This window comes from Sulfitobacter sp. W074 (genome assembly GCF_025142275.1).
In the GTDB taxonomy this organism is placed as follows: domain Bacteria; phylum Pseudomonadota; class Alphaproteobacteria; order Rhodobacterales; family Rhodobacteraceae; genus Sulfitobacter; species Sulfitobacter profundi.
This window is the reverse complement of the sequence record NZ_CP081130.1, coordinates 265,719-284,750: the sequence shown is the minus strand read 5'-3', so window position 1 is coordinate 284,750 and position 19,032 is coordinate 265,719. Positions and strand designations below refer to the sequence as shown.

The 19,032-nt window shown below is 62.0% G+C and carries 17 protein-coding genes; 8 read left to right on the top strand and 9 right to left on the bottom strand.

Annotation, left to right across the window (positions count from 1 at the left end; translation table 11 throughout):
- Nucleotides 1-44 precede the first annotated feature (44 nt).
- The 3 genes from K3762_RS01400 to dxs are packed head-to-tail and all read left to right on the top strand — an operon-like array spanning nucleotide 45 to nucleotide 3,150.
- Complete coding sequence (locus tag K3762_RS01400; protein WP_067264990.1) at nucleotides 45-287, top strand: exodeoxyribonuclease VII small subunit; 243 nt, start codon at nucleotides 45-47, stop codon at nucleotides 285-287.
- A gap of 8 nt (nucleotides 288-295) precedes the next feature.
- Nucleotides 296-1,180 (top strand): polyprenyl synthetase family protein, encoded by an 885-nt coding sequence (locus tag K3762_RS01395; RefSeq protein ID WP_132444048.1) that lies wholly within the window; start codon nucleotides 296-298, stop codon nucleotides 1,178-1,180.
- Nucleotides 1,181-1,221: 41 nt separating this feature from the next.
- On the top strand, nucleotides 1,222-3,150 hold the full coding sequence (gene dxs / locus K3762_RS01390) for a 1-deoxy-D-xylulose-5-phosphate synthase (RefSeq protein ID WP_132444047.1): 1,929 nt from the start codon (nucleotides 1,222-1,224) through the stop codon (nucleotides 3,148-3,150).
- Here the strand turns inward: dxs and K3762_RS01385 are convergent.
- The 8 genes from K3762_RS01385 to K3762_RS01350 form a co-directional block, all read right to left on the bottom strand.
- Nucleotides 3,147-3,743, bottom strand: a complete 597-nt coding sequence (locus K3762_RS01385; RefSeq protein ID WP_120349917.1) for an exopolysaccharide biosynthesis protein — start codon at nucleotides 3,741-3,743, stop codon at nucleotides 3,147-3,149. The genes dxs and K3762_RS01385 overlap by 4 nt on opposite strands.
- A 26-nt stretch (nucleotides 3,744-3,769) precedes the next feature.
- A complete protein-coding gene (locus tag K3762_RS01380; RefSeq protein ID WP_120352116.1) occupies nucleotides 3,770-4,624 on the bottom strand; it encodes an SDR family oxidoreductase in 855 nt (284 codons plus the stop codon).
- Between the two features lie 51 nt (nucleotides 4,625-4,675).
- Entirely contained in the window at nucleotides 4,676-5,374 is a 699-nt protein-coding gene (locus tag K3762_RS01375; protein WP_260011085.1) for a YjbF family lipoprotein, read from the bottom strand.
- On the bottom strand, nucleotides 5,371-6,981 hold the full coding sequence (locus K3762_RS01370) for a YjbH domain-containing protein (RefSeq protein ID WP_260011082.1): 1,611 nt from the start codon (nucleotides 6,979-6,981) through the stop codon (nucleotides 5,371-5,373). Before K3762_RS01370 ends, K3762_RS01375 begins: the two co-directional genes overlap by 4 nt.
- Nucleotides 6,935-7,540, bottom strand: a complete 606-nt coding sequence (locus K3762_RS01365; protein WP_260011079.1) for a YjbH domain-containing protein — start codon at nucleotides 7,538-7,540, stop codon at nucleotides 6,935-6,937. The genes K3762_RS01370 and K3762_RS01365 overlap by 47 nt, the downstream gene beginning before the upstream one ends.
- 153 nt (nucleotides 7,541-7,693) lie before the next feature.
- Nucleotides 7,694-9,577 carry a nucleoside-diphosphate sugar epimerase/dehydratase gene (locus K3762_RS01360; RefSeq protein ID WP_067628587.1) on the bottom strand — a complete coding sequence of 628 codons (1,884 nt, stop codon included), beginning with the start codon at nucleotides 9,575-9,577 and terminating at the stop codon, nucleotides 7,694-7,696.
- Nucleotides 9,578-9,819: 242 nt separating this feature from the next.
- Nucleotides 9,820-10,431, bottom strand: coding sequence for a sugar transferase (locus tag K3762_RS01355; protein WP_067942490.1), 612 nt, complete (start codon nucleotides 10,429-10,431; stop codon nucleotides 9,820-9,822).
- Between the two features lie 10 nt (nucleotides 10,432-10,441).
- Complete coding sequence (locus K3762_RS01350; protein ID WP_165935539.1) at nucleotides 10,442-11,326, bottom strand: NAD(P)-dependent oxidoreductase; 885 nt, start codon at nucleotides 11,324-11,326, stop codon at nucleotides 10,442-10,444.
- Nucleotides 11,327-11,478: 152 nt separating this feature from the next.
- On the opposite strand from K3762_RS01350, the gene K3762_RS01345 reads away from it, so the two are divergent.
- On the top strand, nucleotides 11,479-12,597 hold the full coding sequence (locus K3762_RS01345) for a polysaccharide biosynthesis/export family protein (protein ID WP_120349913.1): 1,119 nt from the start codon (nucleotides 11,479-11,481) through the stop codon (nucleotides 12,595-12,597).
- 6 nt (nucleotides 12,598-12,603) lie between these two features.
- Here the strand turns inward: K3762_RS01345 and K3762_RS01340 are convergent, their stop codons facing one another.
- Nucleotides 12,604-13,848, bottom strand: a complete 1,245-nt coding sequence (locus K3762_RS01340) for a glycosyltransferase family 4 protein (protein ID WP_132444044.1) — start codon at nucleotides 13,846-13,848, stop codon at nucleotides 12,604-12,606.
- A 123-nt stretch (nucleotides 13,849-13,971) separates the two neighbouring features.
- Here K3762_RS01340 and ade point away from each other — a divergent pair, with 123 nt between their 5' ends.
- The 4 genes from ade to K3762_RS01320 all read left to right on the top strand — a co-directional run bounded on the left by ade (nucleotide 13,972) and on the right by K3762_RS01320 (nucleotide 18,958).
- Nucleotides 13,972-15,774, top strand: a complete 1,803-nt coding sequence (gene ade / locus K3762_RS01335) for an adenine deaminase (RefSeq protein ID WP_132444043.1) — start codon at nucleotides 13,972-13,974, stop codon at nucleotides 15,772-15,774.
- Entirely contained in the window at nucleotides 15,771-17,234 is a 1,464-nt protein-coding gene (locus tag K3762_RS01330) for an AMP nucleosidase (protein WP_067624625.1), read from the top strand. Before ade ends, K3762_RS01330 begins: the two co-directional genes overlap by 4 nt.
- A gap of 127 nt (nucleotides 17,235-17,361) precedes the next feature.
- Entirely contained in the window at nucleotides 17,362-17,649 is a 288-nt protein-coding gene (locus tag K3762_RS01325) for an HU family DNA-binding protein (protein WP_007118569.1), read from the top strand.
- 439 nt (nucleotides 17,650-18,088) lie between these two features.
- The gene (locus K3762_RS01320) at nucleotides 18,089-18,958 is read left to right on the top strand and encodes a DMT family transporter (RefSeq protein WP_120349910.1); all 870 of its coding nucleotides are present in this window, start codon (nucleotides 18,089-18,091) and stop codon (nucleotides 18,956-18,958) included.
- Nucleotides 18,959-19,032 lie beyond the last annotated feature (74 nt).

Here is a 19,032-nt window from a genome sequence, read left to right as displayed (position 1 = left end):
GCGAAGCACTATTGTCGCGCGAAATTCCGACAACGAGGCGCGCAATGTCTGACACACCCGTAGAAGAGATGAACTTTGAGACCGCCATGGCCGAGCTTGAAAAAGTGCTGGGCCAACTTGAAAATGGCAATGTCGCGCTGGACGAAAGCATTGCGCTTTACGAACGCGGGGCCAAGCTTAAGGCGCGCTGCGAGACCAAGCTGAAAGAGGCCGAAGAAAAGGTCGCCGCGATCACTCTTGATGGCGATGGCAACCCCAATGGGCTGAAACCCGTCGAAGGGCTTTGACCGCCTGCATGACCTTCCAGCCCACCCCCCTTCCCTTGGCAGAGGCGCTTGCCCATGCCCGTGATCTGGCGCAAGCGCAGATCGAAGCGGCCTTGGCCGAGCGCCAGGGCCCGGTGGCCGAGGCGATGCGCTATGCCTGCGGCGGCGGCAAGGGGCTGCGCGGCTTTCTGGTGATCGAATCTGCGCGGCTGCATGGCATCGCCCCCGGTATGGCTGCCCCAGCCGCTGCGGCCATTGAGGCGCTGCATGCCTATTCGCTGGTGCATGACGATCTGCCCTGTATGGACGACGACGATCTGCGCCGGGGCCAGCCCACGGTGCACCGCAAGTGGGATGAGGCGACCGCCGTTCTGGCCGGTGACGCGCTGCAAACGCTGGCCTTTGAATTGCTCGGGCAAGCGCCCTGCCCTGCAGAGGCGCGTCTGACCCTGATGACCAGCCTTGCCCAAGCGGCAGGTGTGGGCGGCATGGTCGGCGGCCAAGCGCTGGACATCGCCGCCGAAACCGCCTCCGCGCCGCTCTCGCTGGCCGAGATCACGGCGCTTCAGGCCGGTAAGACCGGCGCATTGATCGAATGGTCTGCCATGGCCGGGCCACGGATGGCCCGGGCCGATGCCACCGCCCTTGGCGCTTATGCCAAACACCTCGGCCTCGCCTTTCAGATCGCCGATGACATCCTTGACGTCGAAGGCGACGCTGAAACGGTCGGAAAGGCCGTCGGCAAGGACGACGCGGCGGGCAAAGCCACGTTTGTGTCCCACCTCGGTCTGGCCGGGGCCAAAACCCGTGCCGCCGAATTGGTGGACATGGCCTGTGACGCTCTATCTGAATATGGACCAGAGGCGCAGAGCTTGCGAGCCGCTGCCGCCTTCGTTATTGCCCGCGACAGCTAGCCGGGCGGCACATGCGCCAATGCGGCACCAGAGAGGCCCCGATGAGTGACAAACCCGCCACCCCCCTGCTTGATCAGGTCACCCGCCCTGCGGACCTGAAACGCCTGTCCGATGCCGAACTGACCCAAGTCGCGCGCGAGTTGCGGGCCGAGACGATCTCGGCCGTGTCGGAAACCGGCGGACACTTGGGCGCAGGGCTTGGCGTGGTGGAGCTGACCGTGGCGCTGCATGCGGTCTTTGACACCCCGCGCGACAAAATCATCTGGGACGTCAGCCACCAATGCTACCCGCATAAAATCCTCACCGAACGCCGCGACCGTATTCGCAGCCTGCGGATGAAGGACGGGCTGTCGGGCTTCACGAAACGCAGCGAATCCCCCTATGACCCCTTCGGCGCGGCGCATAGCTCGACCTCGATCTCGGCCGCGCTCGGCTTTGCCGTCGGCCGCGATCTGGGTGGCGTGATCCCCGAAGGATTGGGCGACGCGATTGCCGTGATCGGCGACGGCGCGATGAGCGCGGGCATGGCCTATGAGGCGCTTAACAACGCGGGCGACCTGAAAAAACGGTTGATCGTCATCCTCAACGACAACGAGATGTCCATCGCCCCGCCCGTCGGCGCAATGTCGAGCTACCTCAGCCGCCTCTATGCCGAAGCGCCGTTTCAGGACTTCAAAGCCGCCGCCAAAGGCGCGGTGAGCCTGCTGCCCGAACCGTTCCGCGAAGGCGCCAAACGCGCCAAGGATATGCTCAAGGGCATGGCCGTCGGCGGCACCCTGTTCGAGAACCTCGGCTTTTCCTACCTCGGCCCGATCAACGGGCACGACATGGACCAGTTGCTGCCCGTGCTGCGCACCGTTCATCAACGCGCGACGGGGCCGATCCTGATCCATATCCAGACGCAAAAGGGCAAGGGCTATGGCCCTGCCGAAGCCGCGCGTGATCGGGGCCATGCCACGGCAAAGTTCAACGTGGTGACCGGCGAGCAAAAGAAAGCCCCCTCCAACGCGCCGAGCTATACCCGCGTTTTCGCCGACAGCCTGCTGGCCGAGGCCGCCGAGGACGACAAGATCTGCGCCGTGACCGCCGCCATGCCCGATGGCACCGGGCTTGATCTTTTTGCCGAACGCTACCCCAGCCGCTGTTTCGACGTAGGTATCGCCGAACAGCATGGCGTGACCTTTTGCGCGGGGCTTGCGGCGGCGGGGATGAAGCCCTTCTGCGCCATGTATTCAACATTCTTGCAGCGCGGCTACGATCAGGTCGTGCATGACGTCGCGATCCAGCGCCTGCCGGTGCGTTTCGCCATCGACCGCGCCGGGCTGGTGGGGGCTGATGGGCCGACCCACGCGGGCGCATTCGACGTGGCCTTCCTTGCCAACCTGCCGGGTTTCGTGGTGATGGCCGCCGCAGACGAGGCCGAGTTGCGCCATATGGTCGCCACCGCCGCCGCCCATGACGAAGGCCCCATCGCCTTCCGCTATCCGCGCGGTGAAGGGCGCGGGGTCGAGATGCCAGAGCGCGGCACGCCACTGGAAATCGGCAAGGGCCGGATGATCCGGGAAGGCAGCAAGGTTGCGCTCTTGTCCTTTGGCACGCGGCTCGAAGAAGTTGAGAAAGCCGCCGAACAGCTTGCGGCCAAGGGCATCACCCCCACCATCGCCGATGCGCGTTTTGCCAAGCCGCTGGACCGCGACATGATCCTGAAACTGGCCGCAGACCACGAAGCGCTCATCACCATCGAAGAGGGTGCCGTGGGCGGCTTTGGCAGCCATGTGGCGCAACTGCTGGCGGATGAGGCTGTTTTTGATAAGGGGCTAAAATTCCGCTCCATGGTGCTGCCCGATACTTTCATTGATCAGGCCAGCCCGGCGGATATGTATGCGGTGGCCGGGATGAACGCGGAACAGATCATCGCCAAAGTGCTTGAGGTGCTCGGTATCGGCGATCTGGACGCGCAGCGCGCCTAGCTGCTGGCGGCGGTCAACACCAGCAGGGCGCCCGCGCTCAGCGTGATCGCCACGCAGAGATAGCCCAAAAGCACGAACAGCCCGTCGCGAGTGAAAAGGCCGAAAACCAGTAACGCCACGGTGCCAGCGCCGAGCGACGACATCATCGGCAAGACCTCCATAAAGGGCCAGCCGAGCGGGATGATCGTGACCACGACAAGCGTGATGAAACGCATCGGACCGGTGGTGAGGAACTGAAGACGCGGCTTGCAGCGCCCGTCGACAAAGGCGCAGGGACGACGCAAAAAGCGCACGCAGCCGCTTAACCGATGGCCCGCCACTTCGCGCCGCAGCAAAAACTGCGGCATCCAAAGCCTGCGCCGCCCGGTAACGGCCTGCACCGCCAAAAGGATGATCGTCACCGCCGCTAGGGTCGAGACGCCGGGGATTCCCGACAGGGGCGAGACCAGCAGCAAGGCGACAATCAGGATCAGCGGTGTGATGGAACGGTCGCCGATCTCATGCAGCACATCGTTGATCGACACCGTCTCCTTCTCTGCCGCGCGCTCCATACTGTCGAGCAGATAGGCCAACGTGTGTTCGTCTTGACGCATTCGGTGCCTCGGGCGGTGCCACGGGTTCAGTCATCCGCCCCCAGCAGCGCGGCCAGACCCGAGCGATAATCAGGGTAGATCGGTTGCCAGCCCAACGCCGCCTTGGCGTGATCGTTCCGGACCTTCTTGCTCTCCGCATAAAAGCTGCGGGCCATGGGGGTCATCTCGGCCTCGTCGAAGTTCACCGCCGGGGGTAACGGCAGGCCCAAAAGCGCGGCGGCATGGCCGATCACATCTTGGGGCGGAGCGGGGTCGTCGTCGCACAGGTTGTAGATCGCCCCCGGCTGCGGTTTTGCCAACGACAATTCCAGCGCTTGAGCGATATCCTCCACATGGATCCGCGAAAAGACTTGGCCCTGCTTGATGATGCGCCGCGCCGTGCCCTTGCGCACCTTGGCAAATGGCCCGCGTCCGGGGCCGTAGATGCCCGCCAGCCGAAAGATATGTAGCGGCAGATCGGGGATCGCGCCCCATGCCGCCTCGGCCTGCACCCGCGCCGCGCCGCGTCGGGTAGAGGGGGCAAGCGGCGTGGTCTCATCCACCCAATCGCCGCCGTGGTCGCCGTAGACGCCAGTGGTCGACAGATAGCCCACCCACCGCAGATGCGGGGCGGCGGCGGTGATCTGATCCTGCAACTCCAGCAGAACCGGATCGCCCTGCGGCCCCGGCCCGGCAGAGACCAGCAGGTTCGGCACCTCTTGCAAAAGCGCGCTCAGATCGTCGCCGGGCCAGAGCATCGGCTCCACCCCCGTCGCGGCAATCTCTTTAAGCTTTTCGGGGCTGCGCGTGGTGCCGATGATGCGCCAGCCCTGCGGGATCAACCGGGCGGCCAATGCGCGTGCGCTATAGCCATGCCCAAGGGAAAGAAGCGTTTTATCCATCTCGCCAAATTGGCCCGCGCGGGCTGCGATCACAAGCGCCAAGCAGGGATTTTAATCTTTCAGAAGGTCGATCACCATATAGCCGAATTGCGGCCCGGCCCATTGCCGCGAACGGCGGAGTTTGCCGGTGCCGACCTCGGCCCAATAGTCATTGCTGAAGGTCGTTGCGCCATAAACGCAGTCCTCACGAAAATGACGCACGGACAGGCGACGGTCCACGATCTGGATCGTTTCCGGACCCAGATGGGTCACATCGCAGGCAAAGGGCACCGTCTGTGCCGTGCCATCCAGCCGCGCCAGCGTGATCAGCCTTTCGCCGCCGCCGCCCTGCCCGTCCAGCGCCGCAATCACCGTTTGCGCTTGGGCCGAGCGCATATCGCCACCAAGCCCCTTGGTGCCGACCAGCACGCCTTCGCGCAGGACGATCTGAGCCTGATCCGTGGATTGCCAGACCTCAACCATCCCCGGCGTGCCATCAGACCGCCGAGCGACACGTTTCAGAAAGTCCTGCAGCCCGGTGTTTTCCGGCACCACCTGCATGACCGCGCCGGGCGTCTGATCCAGCAGCGTGCGGGTCACTGTCACCCGCCCCTTGGCTGGCGCATCGGGCCCGGTGCGGTCTTTGAGAATGCTAAACAACGTGCTGCCCGCGCTGAGCAGCGGGCTGCGTTCCTCTTCGCGCCCTCCGCCCGCACAGGCGCTCAAGGTAAGGCTGGCGATCAACAAAAGGCCGGTTGCAAAATGCTTCATTCCCAGACCCTCGACCATTGATCTTCCAGTGAATTGCGATGGCCACTGCGCACCTGTTCATAAAGCCGGCCCGGCACCTGAAGCCGCGCCCCGCCATCCCGCTGGATCGGTCGGATCGTGGTAGACAAGCTGCGTTTGTCCGGCTCACCCAAGAACCAACCGATGGGGATCGTCAGGTTGATGCCCTTGTCAAAAGACCCCTCGCCAAACTCTTCGGCCGAGACATCCGTGATGGTGAAAAAGCCGCCGACCTTCCAGCCGTTGGTAAATTCGCGCGTCAGGGTCACGGTCGCACCGACATCACCGGCCAGATAGCGGCCCACGTCCAATTGACCATGATAGCCGCCGCCAAAGGCGTAATAGGCCGAAACATGGCCCGTCGCCACGCTGTAATCGAGAAAGCCCAGAGCACCGTCATAATCGCGCTGCTTCACGTAATTCGCCTCAACCCCAAGAGCGAGATTGCTGTTGACAGGCTTCCACAGCAATTCGGCCGAGACGCCCCCGAACATCCGTTCAAGATAGCCTGCTGTGACCCGCGCATAGAGGTCATTGCCGGGCTTCCATTGCTTGCTCACATAGGCATTGTCGATGATCGTCTCGCCTTCGCGGGCATAGCGCGGCCCCTCGGTGCGGACGGTCGGAAGCCTTGAATTGCTCGGCGTCGTCTTATCGCCCACTGAGCCAAAAAGACGGTGCTTCAGACCGCCTGCGACGGTCCAGCCCGGCGCGGGGCGATAGCTGGCCGTGACCTCCACGCCGCCATCCAGTCGGACCGGCTCTTCCGGGTCGAAATAGCTGGGCGACAGATAGGGGCCGATGGACCAGGCGAAATCCGGGTAGAGGTCGTCATTTTCCATCGCGCCGGGCAGCCGGGGAGTGGCCTCACCGATGCCCGCCACCGCCAGCAGCGCGTCGGCGGCCTGCGGGTCAAACTCCAAAGCCTCAAGGTCAGAGCGGCGCAGGGTCACGGCGGATTGCGCCAAACCCTCTTCGACCAAGACGATGCGGAAGGTCTCAACCGAGGCGGGCAGCACCCAAGCCAGCGCGCGCGCACCACGCCCCACAGCAACCGCCGGGGCCTGATACCGGTCATTGCGCAACCGCAACTCGGCCTTGGCGGAATCAAGCGTCAGCGCCACGAGGGAAAGACCGCTGGCATCCAACACCTCTTTCACCTGATCGCGCAGGCTGCGCTGCTGGTTGGTGCTGGCGGCCCATTGCGTATCCCAAGCCGCCGGAGAGGTCGCGCGGCTGGGGCGTACCTTGAGCGGCGCGACCGGGGTAATCTTGACCGGCGTCAGCGGCTTGCGGGGGTTCAACTGGTATTGCAGGTTCACCCCGATCTCGGACCCATAGAGATAATAGGCCCCCAACCGCAGCCCGTCGGAATATTGGTATTCGGTGCCGAAGTTGAACTGCGATTTACGGGTAAAGATCTCGCGCGAGCCGTCTTCGGTCTCATAGGCGTCGGAACTGTATTCCGCCTTGAGGGTCCAACGGTCATTCACCGCCCACTCTACCCCGGCGAAGGGCGCAGCCGACCCGCGAAACCATTGATCAAACGAAGGTTTGCCCCCCCGTGCTGCCTCCAACAAAGGAGCCACGGTTGCCACCAAAGGGCGCACCGATGCTGCCGTAGCTGCCCAGACGCCCCCAGCCCAGACCACCGGTCACCTTGACGCGCCCGGGCAGCAGCGTGTTGTCGAAAGTCTTGGTCGCGACGACATATTCGCCCGCGTAGATCCCAGTGCCTGCGAAATCCTGCAAACCTACGGTGATCGCAGGCCAGAAAGCGCCTTCCTTTTTCAGCATATAGCGCAGGTCAAAGCTTCGGTCGCGATAGGTATCGAAATTGCCGGGAACGACATCGGTCCAATCCCGAATTCCAACGTAGCGAAAGCTGGCCGACAGGCGCGGTGTGGCCTGAAAGGTCAAGGTGGTGCGCGTCATGCCTGCAAAGTTTGAGACCCCGATGGCAAGCTGCCCATCCGGCAGTGCATGGGCGGTTGGCATATCGACCAGCCCCGGCGAGCCGTAAAAGTTGAGCGAAGGACGCTCGAGGGTTTCAAAGATGTCGTAAGTCGGATCAGCCAGCGCAACACCGGGCAGCGCCACCCCCGCCAAGAGCATCGACACCAGCGGCCCACGGTTCAGCCTACGCATTCCTAATTTCGTCCGCTGATCCACAAAGCGCCCCTTACCTGCGATATTGTTGGCTAGATTTGGCACGGACAGCCCCTGCAAATCAATCTCTGTCCCGCCACCGTTTTGCCGCGCGCCGCGACCGCGGCAATATCGCGACATGTGACGGTCCGGTCAGGAGGATTTTCTCAGCGCCTCGGGCGGGGCGAAGCCTTCGACCCAGCGGTAGACAACCTGACGGGCCAGATCTTCGTCATTGGCAACAAGTGCTTCGCGCAAGTCCCGCAGGACCGAGGCGATTTCCAGTTCGTTCAATCCGTTTTCCCGCGCGGAATAGATCTTGGGATGCGCCGTGTTGATGAGCAAACCGCTCAGCGTTAACTCCTCTGTCATCTTCTCGCCGGGGCGCAGGCCGGTGATCTCGATCTCGATATCGCCATCGGGGTTGTCTTCGTCCCGGACGGTATAACCAGCCGTTTCAATCACTTGCCGCGCAAGTTTCAAGATGGGCACGGGCTTGCCCATGTCCAGAACAAAGACCTCGCCTCCTTGGGCCAGCGATCCAGCCTGCAAAACCAGACGCACGGCCTCTTCCACCGTCATAAAGTAGCGCGCCACGCCCCGATCCGTCACCGTCAACGGGCCGCCGCGGCTAACCTGTTCTTGAAACAGCGGCACGACAGACCCGGACGACCCCAACACATTGCCAAAACGGACCATCGAAAAGATGACACCGCCCTCGCCGCCATATTTGCGCGCCATATCCTGAATGACGAGTTCGGCAAGCCGCTTGGACCCACCCATGATATTTGTCGGGCGCACGGCCTTGTCGGTTGATACCAGAATGAAACGCTCCACGCCTGCGCGGGCGGCCTGCTCGGCCAGCGCCTGTGTGCCCAAAACATTGTTCACCAGCCCCGAAAGCGGGTTCGCCTCGACCAGCGGGACATGCTTATAGGCGGCGGCATGAAGGATCACATTGACCCCGTGCTGCGACAGCACTTTGCGCAGCTGCCGGGTATCCGTGACCGTACCCAGAACCGAGACGATTTCGATGTCGCTGCCCTCGGCCAACTGCCGGATCTCCATGTCGGCGTTGTAGAGGGCCAGTTCGCTCAGTTCGAAAAGCACCAGTTTGGTGGGCCGACAAAGCAGAACCTGACGGCAAAGCTCCGACCCGATGGAGCCGCCCGCACCTGAGACGAAAACTACCTTACCGGCATAGCTCTCTCCGCCTTCGTTGATCAAAGGGGTGATTTCATCGCGGTTCAGGAACCGACGCGGAGAAACGGGGGAAAGCTTGTCGACCAAAGCCTCTTCCCCGATCAATTGCGCGAAGGACGGAAGGGTTTGCACCTCCAGACCCAGCTTCTCCAGCCGTCGGGCGATCTGCGCCTGCTTTGGGGTGCTTAGCGAGGGCACGGCCAGCAACACGCGGTCGATCTGTTTCTCGACGACAAGTTCAGCAATGCCGCGCGAGGAATAGACCGGCAGTTTTGAGACGTTGAGCCCTTGCAGCGCAATGTTATCATCGACAAAGGCAATAGGCTCAATCGTTTCATGGCCGCGCAGCGCCGAGACCAGCTGTGTCCCCGTGGTGCCCGCGCCATAAATCAGGACACGGCAGCGCGCGTCGCCGGTACGGTAGATTTGCAGCACGATATGCAACAAGATTACCCGCGACAGCACCACCAGAGAGAAAAAGATCGCCCCGAACATGATATGCACGCCCAGCGGGAAATCCAGCCCCAGAAGGGAAGCGCCCAGCAGGGATACGCCCGCCAGGGTGGTCCCCAAAATAGCGGTGCTACCGACCGCTGCGGTCTCATAGGCGTTCAATTGTGTGCTACAGACCCCCAAGCGGATCGATACGAGCACACCAACAATCAGGGTAAGAGGTAATACCGGGGCATAGTTGGCGAGTGTTTCGAGAAGATGCTCAGGCAGCCCGCGCACAGCCAAGGCGGCAATCGTGGAGACAACGATTAAAAGGGAGTCGAGCGCCAACATGATCACGCGCTTTTGCCGTTTGGTCAGCGACTTGATGATGCTCAGCATGCGCCGTCTCCTGTCTACGTGTATATTAGCGACCGCGATGCGCCCGAAACGTATTAGTAGCTCTCTTTCGTCCATGGAGCTCTTTCTGAGCACCAGCAAGCGTAAAAACAGTAAATAGCGCTCAATGTGTCATCAATCGAATCTGGATTCGCTTAAATTTTCAGCAAACAATGCCACGATTTTGTAAAAAACACCAATTTTTAACTATTTGCCCCCGGTCACGCCGCGGGCCACCGCCACCTTCATCTGCGTCTAAAAAGGTTGCTGATAGTTTGAAACACCAAATCGAAGTCGTAACATGTGCTTTGATGGCGCTGATAAATCAGATCTAGTTGGGCTTTGCGCGGGACGCAGATACGACAATAGACACGGTCGGTCTCTTCCGGGGTCTCGCAGCGCGACAGCAGCCGTTCTTCATGTTTGTGAAACCGGATCGTGGCCAACCCGGTCACGCCGGGCCGGGATTTCAGAACCTCGGCATAGACCTCGGGAAAACGCTCCACATATTCGCGCAGCGGCGGACGCGGGCCGACAAAGCTTAGATCGCCGCGCAGGATATTCCAAAGCTGGGGAAACTCATCCAAGCGCCGCGCCCTGAGCCATGCGCCGGTGGGGGTGATCCGCGCGGCTTTGTTGCCGCCCGATACGCCCTGATCCTTCTCTGCCACGGTCATCGTACGCAGTTTCCAAAGGTTGAAACTCTGCTCAGGCGTTTTCATCCGCTCGGCCACATGAAAAAGCGGCCGCCCCTCTTTCAGCAGCAACCAGACCAGCAACCCCAGCAGGATCGGCCCCAAGATGATGACAAGCAGGCTGGCGAAGAACAGATCGAAGATGCGCTTGCGCCACGTCATTGAAGGGTCTTCATCGTTTGTTCATATCCTGCTGCCATTCACGTACCATACCGGCGGGCGTTTGAGTTTCTGGCGTGAAATCGACGTGGCATTCAAGCGCATTCGTATCCAGCCGCACCTCAGGAATGGCGGTGGCCGGGGCCGGTTTGGGCTGCCACGCCAGCCCCGCCGCATCGAGCAGCGCCCCCATTTGCACCGCGCCGGGGGCCGCGATATTCAAAACAGGCGGCAGGTCGTCCACATGGCAGAGCGTGCAGAGCACCCGCGCCAAGGTCACCGGCCCGATATAGCTGCGGCTTGGCGTGGCGCCATCGGGGAAGCGATCAATCTGCATTTTCGGTTGCCAGCCGCCAAGGATCGCATCCGCGCCGGCCACATTGCCGATCCGCAGCGCGGTGATGGCGGTCTTGCCTTGTGCTTCTCGCACCGCCTGCTCCATCGCCAGCTTCTGCCTGCCGTACTCCGAAAGCGGAGCGCAGGGCATATCCTCTCGCAGCGGACCGTCTTGCGCGCCATAGACCGCTGCCGAAGAGGCGACAAAAAACCGGGGGACCGCCGCCGCCTCTGCCAATTTCAGCGCGGCGAGGGCGAGGGTGACGTTGTCCTCCAACGGTGCGCCGCAGGCCCCCGCCCGGGCCGGGGTCACCCCGGCCAAAGCGATCACCGCCCGCGCCCCACGCGCGGTGGATATCGCCGCATCACTTGGCCCCTCTCCCGCTGCTGGCAGATCGAAATTGTAAAATCCGGGTCGAGGCTGCCGCGACTGGCTGCGCAGAGCCTGCGGTTCAGGCCAATGACGGCGCAGCATGCTGCCCAAACGCCCCGTCGCGCCCAACAAGAGAACCCCGTCAAAATCCGCCGGGCCGCTTGAAACCGCGCTGTCTTTTGTAGTCATTGACGCCATAGGTTCAGCCTCTATCCTGAGGGGCTAGAATTTCGGATGGGGGCCGGGTTTACAACATCCTTTGCAAGCCGCCAATTAACACTGCATACAGGCACAAGTACCCCGGTTTACCGGTGAAACACCAGAAAGCGACTGCGCATCTCATGAAGCACCTGAGCAAACTGTTCCTCTTGGCCCTGATGACCTTCTCGCTGGCGGCATGCAGCAACCTTCCGCGTGGTGCAGCCATCCAAAAAGAGGTCACAGAGGAAGCGGCCGCGCCGGATGCCGATATCGCCGTTTATCCCGTCACCCGTGCCTTTCTGCCCAGTGTTGCTCAGTGGCCCCGCACCGGCGAAAGACGCCATGGCTGGATCGGTGCCAGCCGAGGGTCGAGCGCCCAAGTCATCCGCCCCGGTGATCGGCTGGACATTCTGGTTTGGGACAGCAGCGATAACTCGCTGCTGACTTCACCAAGCCAACAGGTTGCCACCCTGTCCGGCATTCGCGTTTCGGAGAGCGGGACGATTTTCATGCCCTATATCGGCAAGGTTCAGGTCTCGGGCCGGACCCCGGATTCAGCGCGGCAATTGCTTCAGCGTCGGCTTGAGACGATCGTGCCCTCGGCACAGGTGCAACTGGCCATGACCGAAGGGCGCAGCAACTCCGTCGATCTGGTGAGCGGCGTGAGCAGCCCCGGCAACATCCTGATGCCCGACAATAACTTTACCGTGCTGGCGGCGATCTCGGCTGGTGGCGGGGTGCAAAGCGGCATCGAAAACCCGCAGGTCAAACTGCTGCGCGGCCCAAACATCTATACCACGTCGATCGACCGGCTTTACGAAAACCCCAGCCTTGATACCCGGCTGATCGGGGGCGACAAACTGATCATCGAGGATGACCGCCGTTACTTCCTGTCGCTGGGTGCCGCCGGAAGGGAGGCACAGTTTCCCTTCAACCGCGATGAGGTCTCTGCTCTGGATGCGCTGGCGATCATCGGTGGGGTAAACGAATCCCGCGCCGACCCCGAGGGCATTTTGATCCTGCGCGAATACCCCGCCAGCGCGGTCAGCGCCGGGGTGCGCGGCCCGCGCCGCACGCGGGTGGTGTTCACACTGGATTTGACCACATCTGACGGGCTGTTCTCGGCGCGGAATTTCCACATTCAATCCGGCGATCTGGTGCTTGCAACCGAAAGCCCACTGTCGGACACGCGCACCATTCTGGGCCTCGTCGGATCGGTCTTTGGGCTGGTGAACACCGCTGGAAACCTTGGCAACTGATCCTCGCTAGCTTATCCGTTTGCTGTCGGGCACCAATGCGTTGATCCGCGCGAGGTGTTCGGGCAGGCAGCGGGTAAGGAAATCGTAATGCTCAACCACATGCGCCCGCGCCGCCGGGCCGAGATGGGCGTGATCCTGCGGATTGGCAAGCACCTCCACCACCTGCGCCGCCAGCGCATCGGGGTCAAAGAAATCCACCAGCAGCCCGGTCTTGCCATGGCTCACCGCCTCGCGCACCGGGGCCACATCAGAGGCCACGATCGTGGCTTGCATCGACATGGCTTCGAGCAGTGACCAAGACAGCACAAAGGGCATCGTCAGATAGATGTGACAGCGGCTGATCTGCACAAGCTTCTTGAAATCGGGGTATGGCACTTTGCCGACGAAATGCACCCGCTCCCAATCGACCTTGCCCTGCAGTTCTGCCGCCATCTCTCCGCGCAACCCGCCGGGATGGTCGCTTTGCTTGCCGTAGGACACCTCATTGCCGCCGACGATCACCACCCGCGCAGAGGGCCGCTCGGCCAAGATACGCGGCAGAGCGCGCATCATCGTGTGAAAGCCCCGCGTCTTTTCCAGATTGCGCGCGACATAGGTAATGATCTCATCCTTGCGCGTCACGGGCTCTGCCAAACGCCCCAACCGCAGGCTGACATCCGGGTCGGGCAATAGTTGATCGGTGCGGATGCCATCGTGGCAGACATAAAGCTTGCGGTGAAAGCTTTCGGGGAAACGGTCGCGTTGCCAATGGGTCGGACAGTGGCCCAGATCGACGGTTTCGATATTGGCCAGCGGCACGATATTGCGCGCATGGTTAAGATAAGGCGCATGGGTCGAAATTTTCTCGGCTGGATCAAAGCCGACCATCCCACCGGTCATGTTATAATAATACTCGAAATAGCCGATGATCGGAACATCGGGCCAAAGCTCTTTGAAAAAGCTTAACTCCCCCCAACCGACGTGGCCGATGATGATGTCGGGGCGAAAGCCCTCTTGCGTTTCGATCTGCCGGGCCGCGCTGACGGCCCCGAAACCATTGCCCGAGGCTTCTTCCCAAACGCGCGAGAGCCCATAGGCTTTGTCGTCGGGCCGATGATGGGGGCGGTAGACCCGGGTTTCGACGCCGGGCAGATTTGGGGCGTTCTGACGCTGGGTCAGAAAATAAATCCGATGCCCGCCCGCCTGCGCCAGCCATTGCACCAACTCCCGGTATTGGCCGGGCATGTTCTGGTGCACAAAGAGAAAATTCATCAGATGGTTCCGTAAATGCCTTGGGCCCCAGTTAGCCGCAAGCGGCGCGTTCTGGCAACATCCCGCGCCCTTTCATATCGCGGGCCCGCTTGAACCTCCCCCGGCCCTATGGCACCTTTGGACATGACAGATAAAACGTTCCCCACTTGGCCCGATGTGGCCGCACAATTGGTCGAGGTCGCCGCCGGGCGGCGCGCGGCCGATACGATCATCACCGGCGGCATTTGGGTGAATGTGCACACCCGCGAATGCCTGCCCGATCACGACATCGCCATCGCCGCCGGGCGCATCGCCTTTGTCGGGCCGGATGCAGGCCATTGCCGGGGCGACAGCACCCAGATCATCGAAGCGAATGGCCGCTATATGATCCCCGGTCTTTGCGATGGGCATATGCATATCGAAAGCACCATGCTCACCCCTGCGGAATTCGCCCGCGCGGTGATCCCGCATGGCACAACATCGGCCTTCACCGACCCGCATGAGATTGCGAATGTACTAGGGCTCACCGGCGTACGGATGATGCATGACGAAGCGCTGATGCAGCCCATTAACATCTTTACCCAAATGCCCTCCTGCGCACCTTCGGCACCGGGGCTGGAAACGACCGGATTCGAGATCACCGCCGAGGATGTGACCGAGGCGATGGCCTGGCCCGGCATCGTCGGCTTGGGCGAAATGATGAATTTCCCCGGCGTCAGCAACGCCGACCCGCAAATGCTGGCCGAGATCGCGGCGACGCAGCGGGCGGGCAAGACCGTGGGCGGACATTACGCTTCCCCCGACCTCGGCCCCGTCTTTGCCGCCTATGTGGCGGGCGGTCCGGCGGATGACCACGAAGGCACCTGCGAAGCCGACGCCGTGGCGCGGATGCGGCAGGGCATGCGCTCAATGATCCGGCTCGGCTCGGCGTGGTATGACGTGAAGACGCAGATCACCGCGATCACCGAAAAAGGGCTCGATCCGCGCAACATGATCCTGTGCACCGATGACAGCCACTCGGGCACCATCACCAACGAAGGGCATATGAACCGGGTGGTGCGTCATGCCATCGACTGCGGCTGCGATCCGTTAATTGCCTTGCAAATGGCGACGATCAACACCGCGACGCATTTCGGGTTGGAGCGGGAGATCGGCTCACTGACGCCGGGCCGCCGAGCTGATGTGATCCTGACATCGGATCTTGCGAGCTTCCCGGTAGAGACGGTGATCGCACGCGGCGACGTGGTGGCGGAAGATGGCAAATGCCTTGTCGATTGCCCGCATTTCGACTGGCCTAACAATGCTCGCCAGACCGTAAACATGGCCCGAGACCTGAGCGCCGATGACTTCGACATCGCCGCACCCGAAGGCGCGAACGCAGTCACCGCCAATGTCATCGGCGTGGTCGAAAACCAAGCGCCCACACGCGCGCTGAAGTTTGAACTGCCCGTGACCGAAGGCCGCGTGCAGGGCACTGGCGAGGTTTGCCAGATCGCACTGGTCGAACGCCACCGCGCCACCGGAACGGTAACCAACGCTTTCGTCTCGGGCTTTGGCTATGAGGGGCGCATGGCCATGGCCTCGACCGTGGCGCATGACAGCCACCACATGATCGTCGTGGGCACCGATACCGAGCAGATGGCGCTGGCCGCCAACCGACTGCGCGAAGTCGGCGGGGGCATCACGATCTTCCGCGAGGGCGAGGAACTGGCGCTTGTCGCCCTGCCCATCGCCGGGTTGATGTCTGACCGCCCCGCCGCTGAAGTCGCCGCCGATGCCGAAGCCCTTGTGCAGGCGATGATCGACTGTGGCTGCAAGCTGAACAACGCCTATATGCAGCATTCTCTTTTGGCCCTTGTGGTGATCCCTGAGTTGCGGATCTCGGACCTCGGGCTGGTCGATGTGCAGAAATTTGAAATCATCCCATTGTTAGAGCCGCAAACATGACAACGATCCTGACCCCGGACACCCCGAACCCGGAAAGCTTCCGCGATGCGACAGCTGCCGTGGACCGCCTGACCGAACTTTATCAGCAGGCCACGACCTTCCTGCATGATGCCTTTGCCAAGGCGATGGAGACTTCGGCCCCCGATGCCCGCGTGCGTGCCTTTTATCCCGAACTGCGGTTTCGCACCTCGTCTTATGCCCATGTCGATACGCGCCTGTCCTTCGGCCATGTCTCTTCTCCCGGCACCTTCGCCGCGACGATCACCCGGCCTGATCTCTTTCGGAACTATCTGATCCAGCAGATCGGCCTGCTGATTGAAAATCACGACCAGCCAGTGATCGTTGGCCCGTCGACCACACCGATTCCGGTACATTTCGCCATGTCGGGTGATAATGCGCTGAACGTGCCCCAAGAAGGGGCCGCCGATTTCACCCTGCGCGATGTCTTTGACGTGCCGGACCTGTCGACCACCAATGATGATATCGTCAACGGGACCTACGTGCCTGAGGACGACGTGCGCCCGCTCGCGCCCTTTACCGCGCAGCGCGTCGATTACTCCCTCGCCCGGCTGGCGCATTACACCGCCACGGACCCTGAGCATTTCCAGACCCATGTGCTGTTTACGAACTACCAGTTCTATGTGACCGAGTTTGAGCAATACGCCCGCGAGATGCTGCGCGACCCCGAGAGCGGCTACACCGCCTTTGTCTCGACCGGCAATGCCGAGATCACCGATCCCGATGCGCCTTTGGCAGAGACGCTGAAGACCCCGCAAATGCCGACCTATCACCTGAAACGCGCCGACGGTTCGGGCATCACACTGGTCAATATCGGCGTGGGGCCGTCCAACGCTAAAACGGCGACGGACCACATCGCCGTGCTGCGCCCCCATGCTTGGCTGATGGTCGGCCACTGTGCCGGGCTGCGCAATACGCAGGCTCTGGGCGACTTCGTATTGGCGCATGGCTACCTGCGCGAGGATCACGTTCTGGATGACGACCTGCCGGTCTGGGTGCCGATCCCGGCGTTGGCCGAGATCCAGATCGCGCTGGAGCAATCGGTGGCGCAGGTCACGCAGCTGGAGGGCTATGAGCTGAAACGCATCATGCGGACTGGCACCGTCGCCACCATCGACAACCGCAACTGGGAACTGCGCGACCAATCCGGCCCGGTGCAGCGGCTGAGCCAATCCCGCGCCGTGGCGCTGGATATGGAAAGTGCCACCATCGCCGCCAACGGCTATCGCTTTCGGGTGCCCTATGGCACGCTGCTGTGTGTGTCGGACAAACCGCTGCATGGTGAATTGAAACTGCCCGGCATGGCCTCGGACTTCTACAAGACCCAAGTCGCGCGCCATCTGATGATCGGCATTCGCGCCATGGAGCTGCTGCGCCGCATGCCGCTGGAGCGGATCCACAGCCGGAAACTTCGATCCTTCGACGAAACGGCGTTCCTATAGGGGCTAAAACAGCGGAAAATCGCATGTTTTCACGTTTAGAGCGCCACAATTCGTTGTGTTATCCCACAACATACCGTTACATTCCGGCCATGAGGCCCTAAAAAGCGGGCAGTCTAAGGAGAATAAAATGGCAAAACCGATGACCAAGACCCAGCTCGTTGCTGCTCTGGCAGAAGAGATGGACACCGACAAGAAATCCGCAGGCGCAGCGCTCGACGCCGTTTGCAACCTGATCACCCGTGAAGTGTCCGCCGGCGGTGCCGTAACCCTGCCGGGCGTTGGCAAAATCTATTGCCGTGAGCGCCCCGAGCGGATGGTCCGCAACCCCGCCACTGGCGAGCAGTTCAAGAAAGACGCCGACAAAGTGGTCAAAATGACCATCGCGAAGGCGCTGAAGGACAGCGTGAACGAGTAAGCCTTGGGCTGAATGTTTGCGAAAGGGTCGCCCTCGGGCGGCCCTTTTTCGTTTGGGGGGAGGAAGGCGCGCGCCAGTACACAGATTAGCGATCTCGCGTTTTCCCGTTTGAGGTTTGCGTTTCGCAGGGCCATCGCCTGCCCGCGGGTCGGCGATCCAACAGACGCTCCATGCACTTTATGGTTCAGCCATAATGTGCGCTTTCAATGTCGTGTCCAGCCTCGCCAAATCGCCTACCCGGTCGCACCAGCGGTGCGCCCGAACTACCACGGCACGCCTCTGGCGTGGCGGGCGGGCAGGCGATGGCCCGGCGCCTGCGGCTTGATTCCGGGCAGTGTCGAATTCCTAAAGCTTGGGTATTCTTCAACTCACCAAACCCACCTTGCCCTCCCCCTTCAAACCCGCCATTGCTTAGCAAGTTCAGCACAGGGGGCATTTCATGGACATCCGCGCAATTCTCATGGGACTGGCCTTTGCCGTGATGTGGTCCTCGGCCTTCACCTCTGCCCGTATCATCGTGATGGATGCCTCGCCCCTGCTGGCTCTCTCTCTACGCTACCTGATCTCTGGCCTGATCGGCGTCGGCATCGCGCTGGCCCTGGGGCAAAGCTGGCGGCTCACCCCCGCGCAGTGGCGGGCGACGATCATCTTTGGCGTGCTACAAAACGCGGTTTACCTTGGGCTTAACTTCATCGCCATGCAGACCATCGAGGCGTCCCTCGCCGCGATCATCGCCTCCACCATGCCGCTTCTTGTGGGCTTCGCCGCATGGGCGTTTTTGGGTGAGAAGCTGCGCCCTTTGGGCATTGCGGGACTGTTTGCCGGTGTCATTGGCGTCGCCATCATCATGGGCGCGCGCCTCGGCGGGCAAGTCGACCTCTATGGTCTCATCCTTTGCGCCATCGGCGTGGTGGCCCTCACCGCAGCCACCCTGTTGGTGCGCGGCGCGACCTCGGGCGGCAACTTCCTCATGGTCGTCGGCTTGCAAATGCTTGTCGGCTGCGTGGCCCTCTCCATCGCCACCCTGCTGTTTGAGACACCCCGCATCGACCCCAGCCTGCGCCTGACGCTCGCCTTCGCCTATACCTGCCTTGTCCCCGGCCTTGCCGCCACCGTGGTATGGTTCTGGCTCGTGAACCGCATCGGCGCCACGCGGGCGGCGACCTTCCACTTTCTCAACCCGTTCTTCGGCGTGGCCATCGCGGCCCTGCTGCTGGGCGAAACGCTGGGTCCGCGCGACATCCTTGGTGTCGCCATCATCGCAGGCGGCATCCTTGCCGTGCAGGTCTCGCGGCAACGCAAGGCGTAACGCCAGTGTGAGCCGCAAACCCTTTGAATTTCACCGCCACACACCATCTAATAGGCCAAGCCCATGAATGGAGG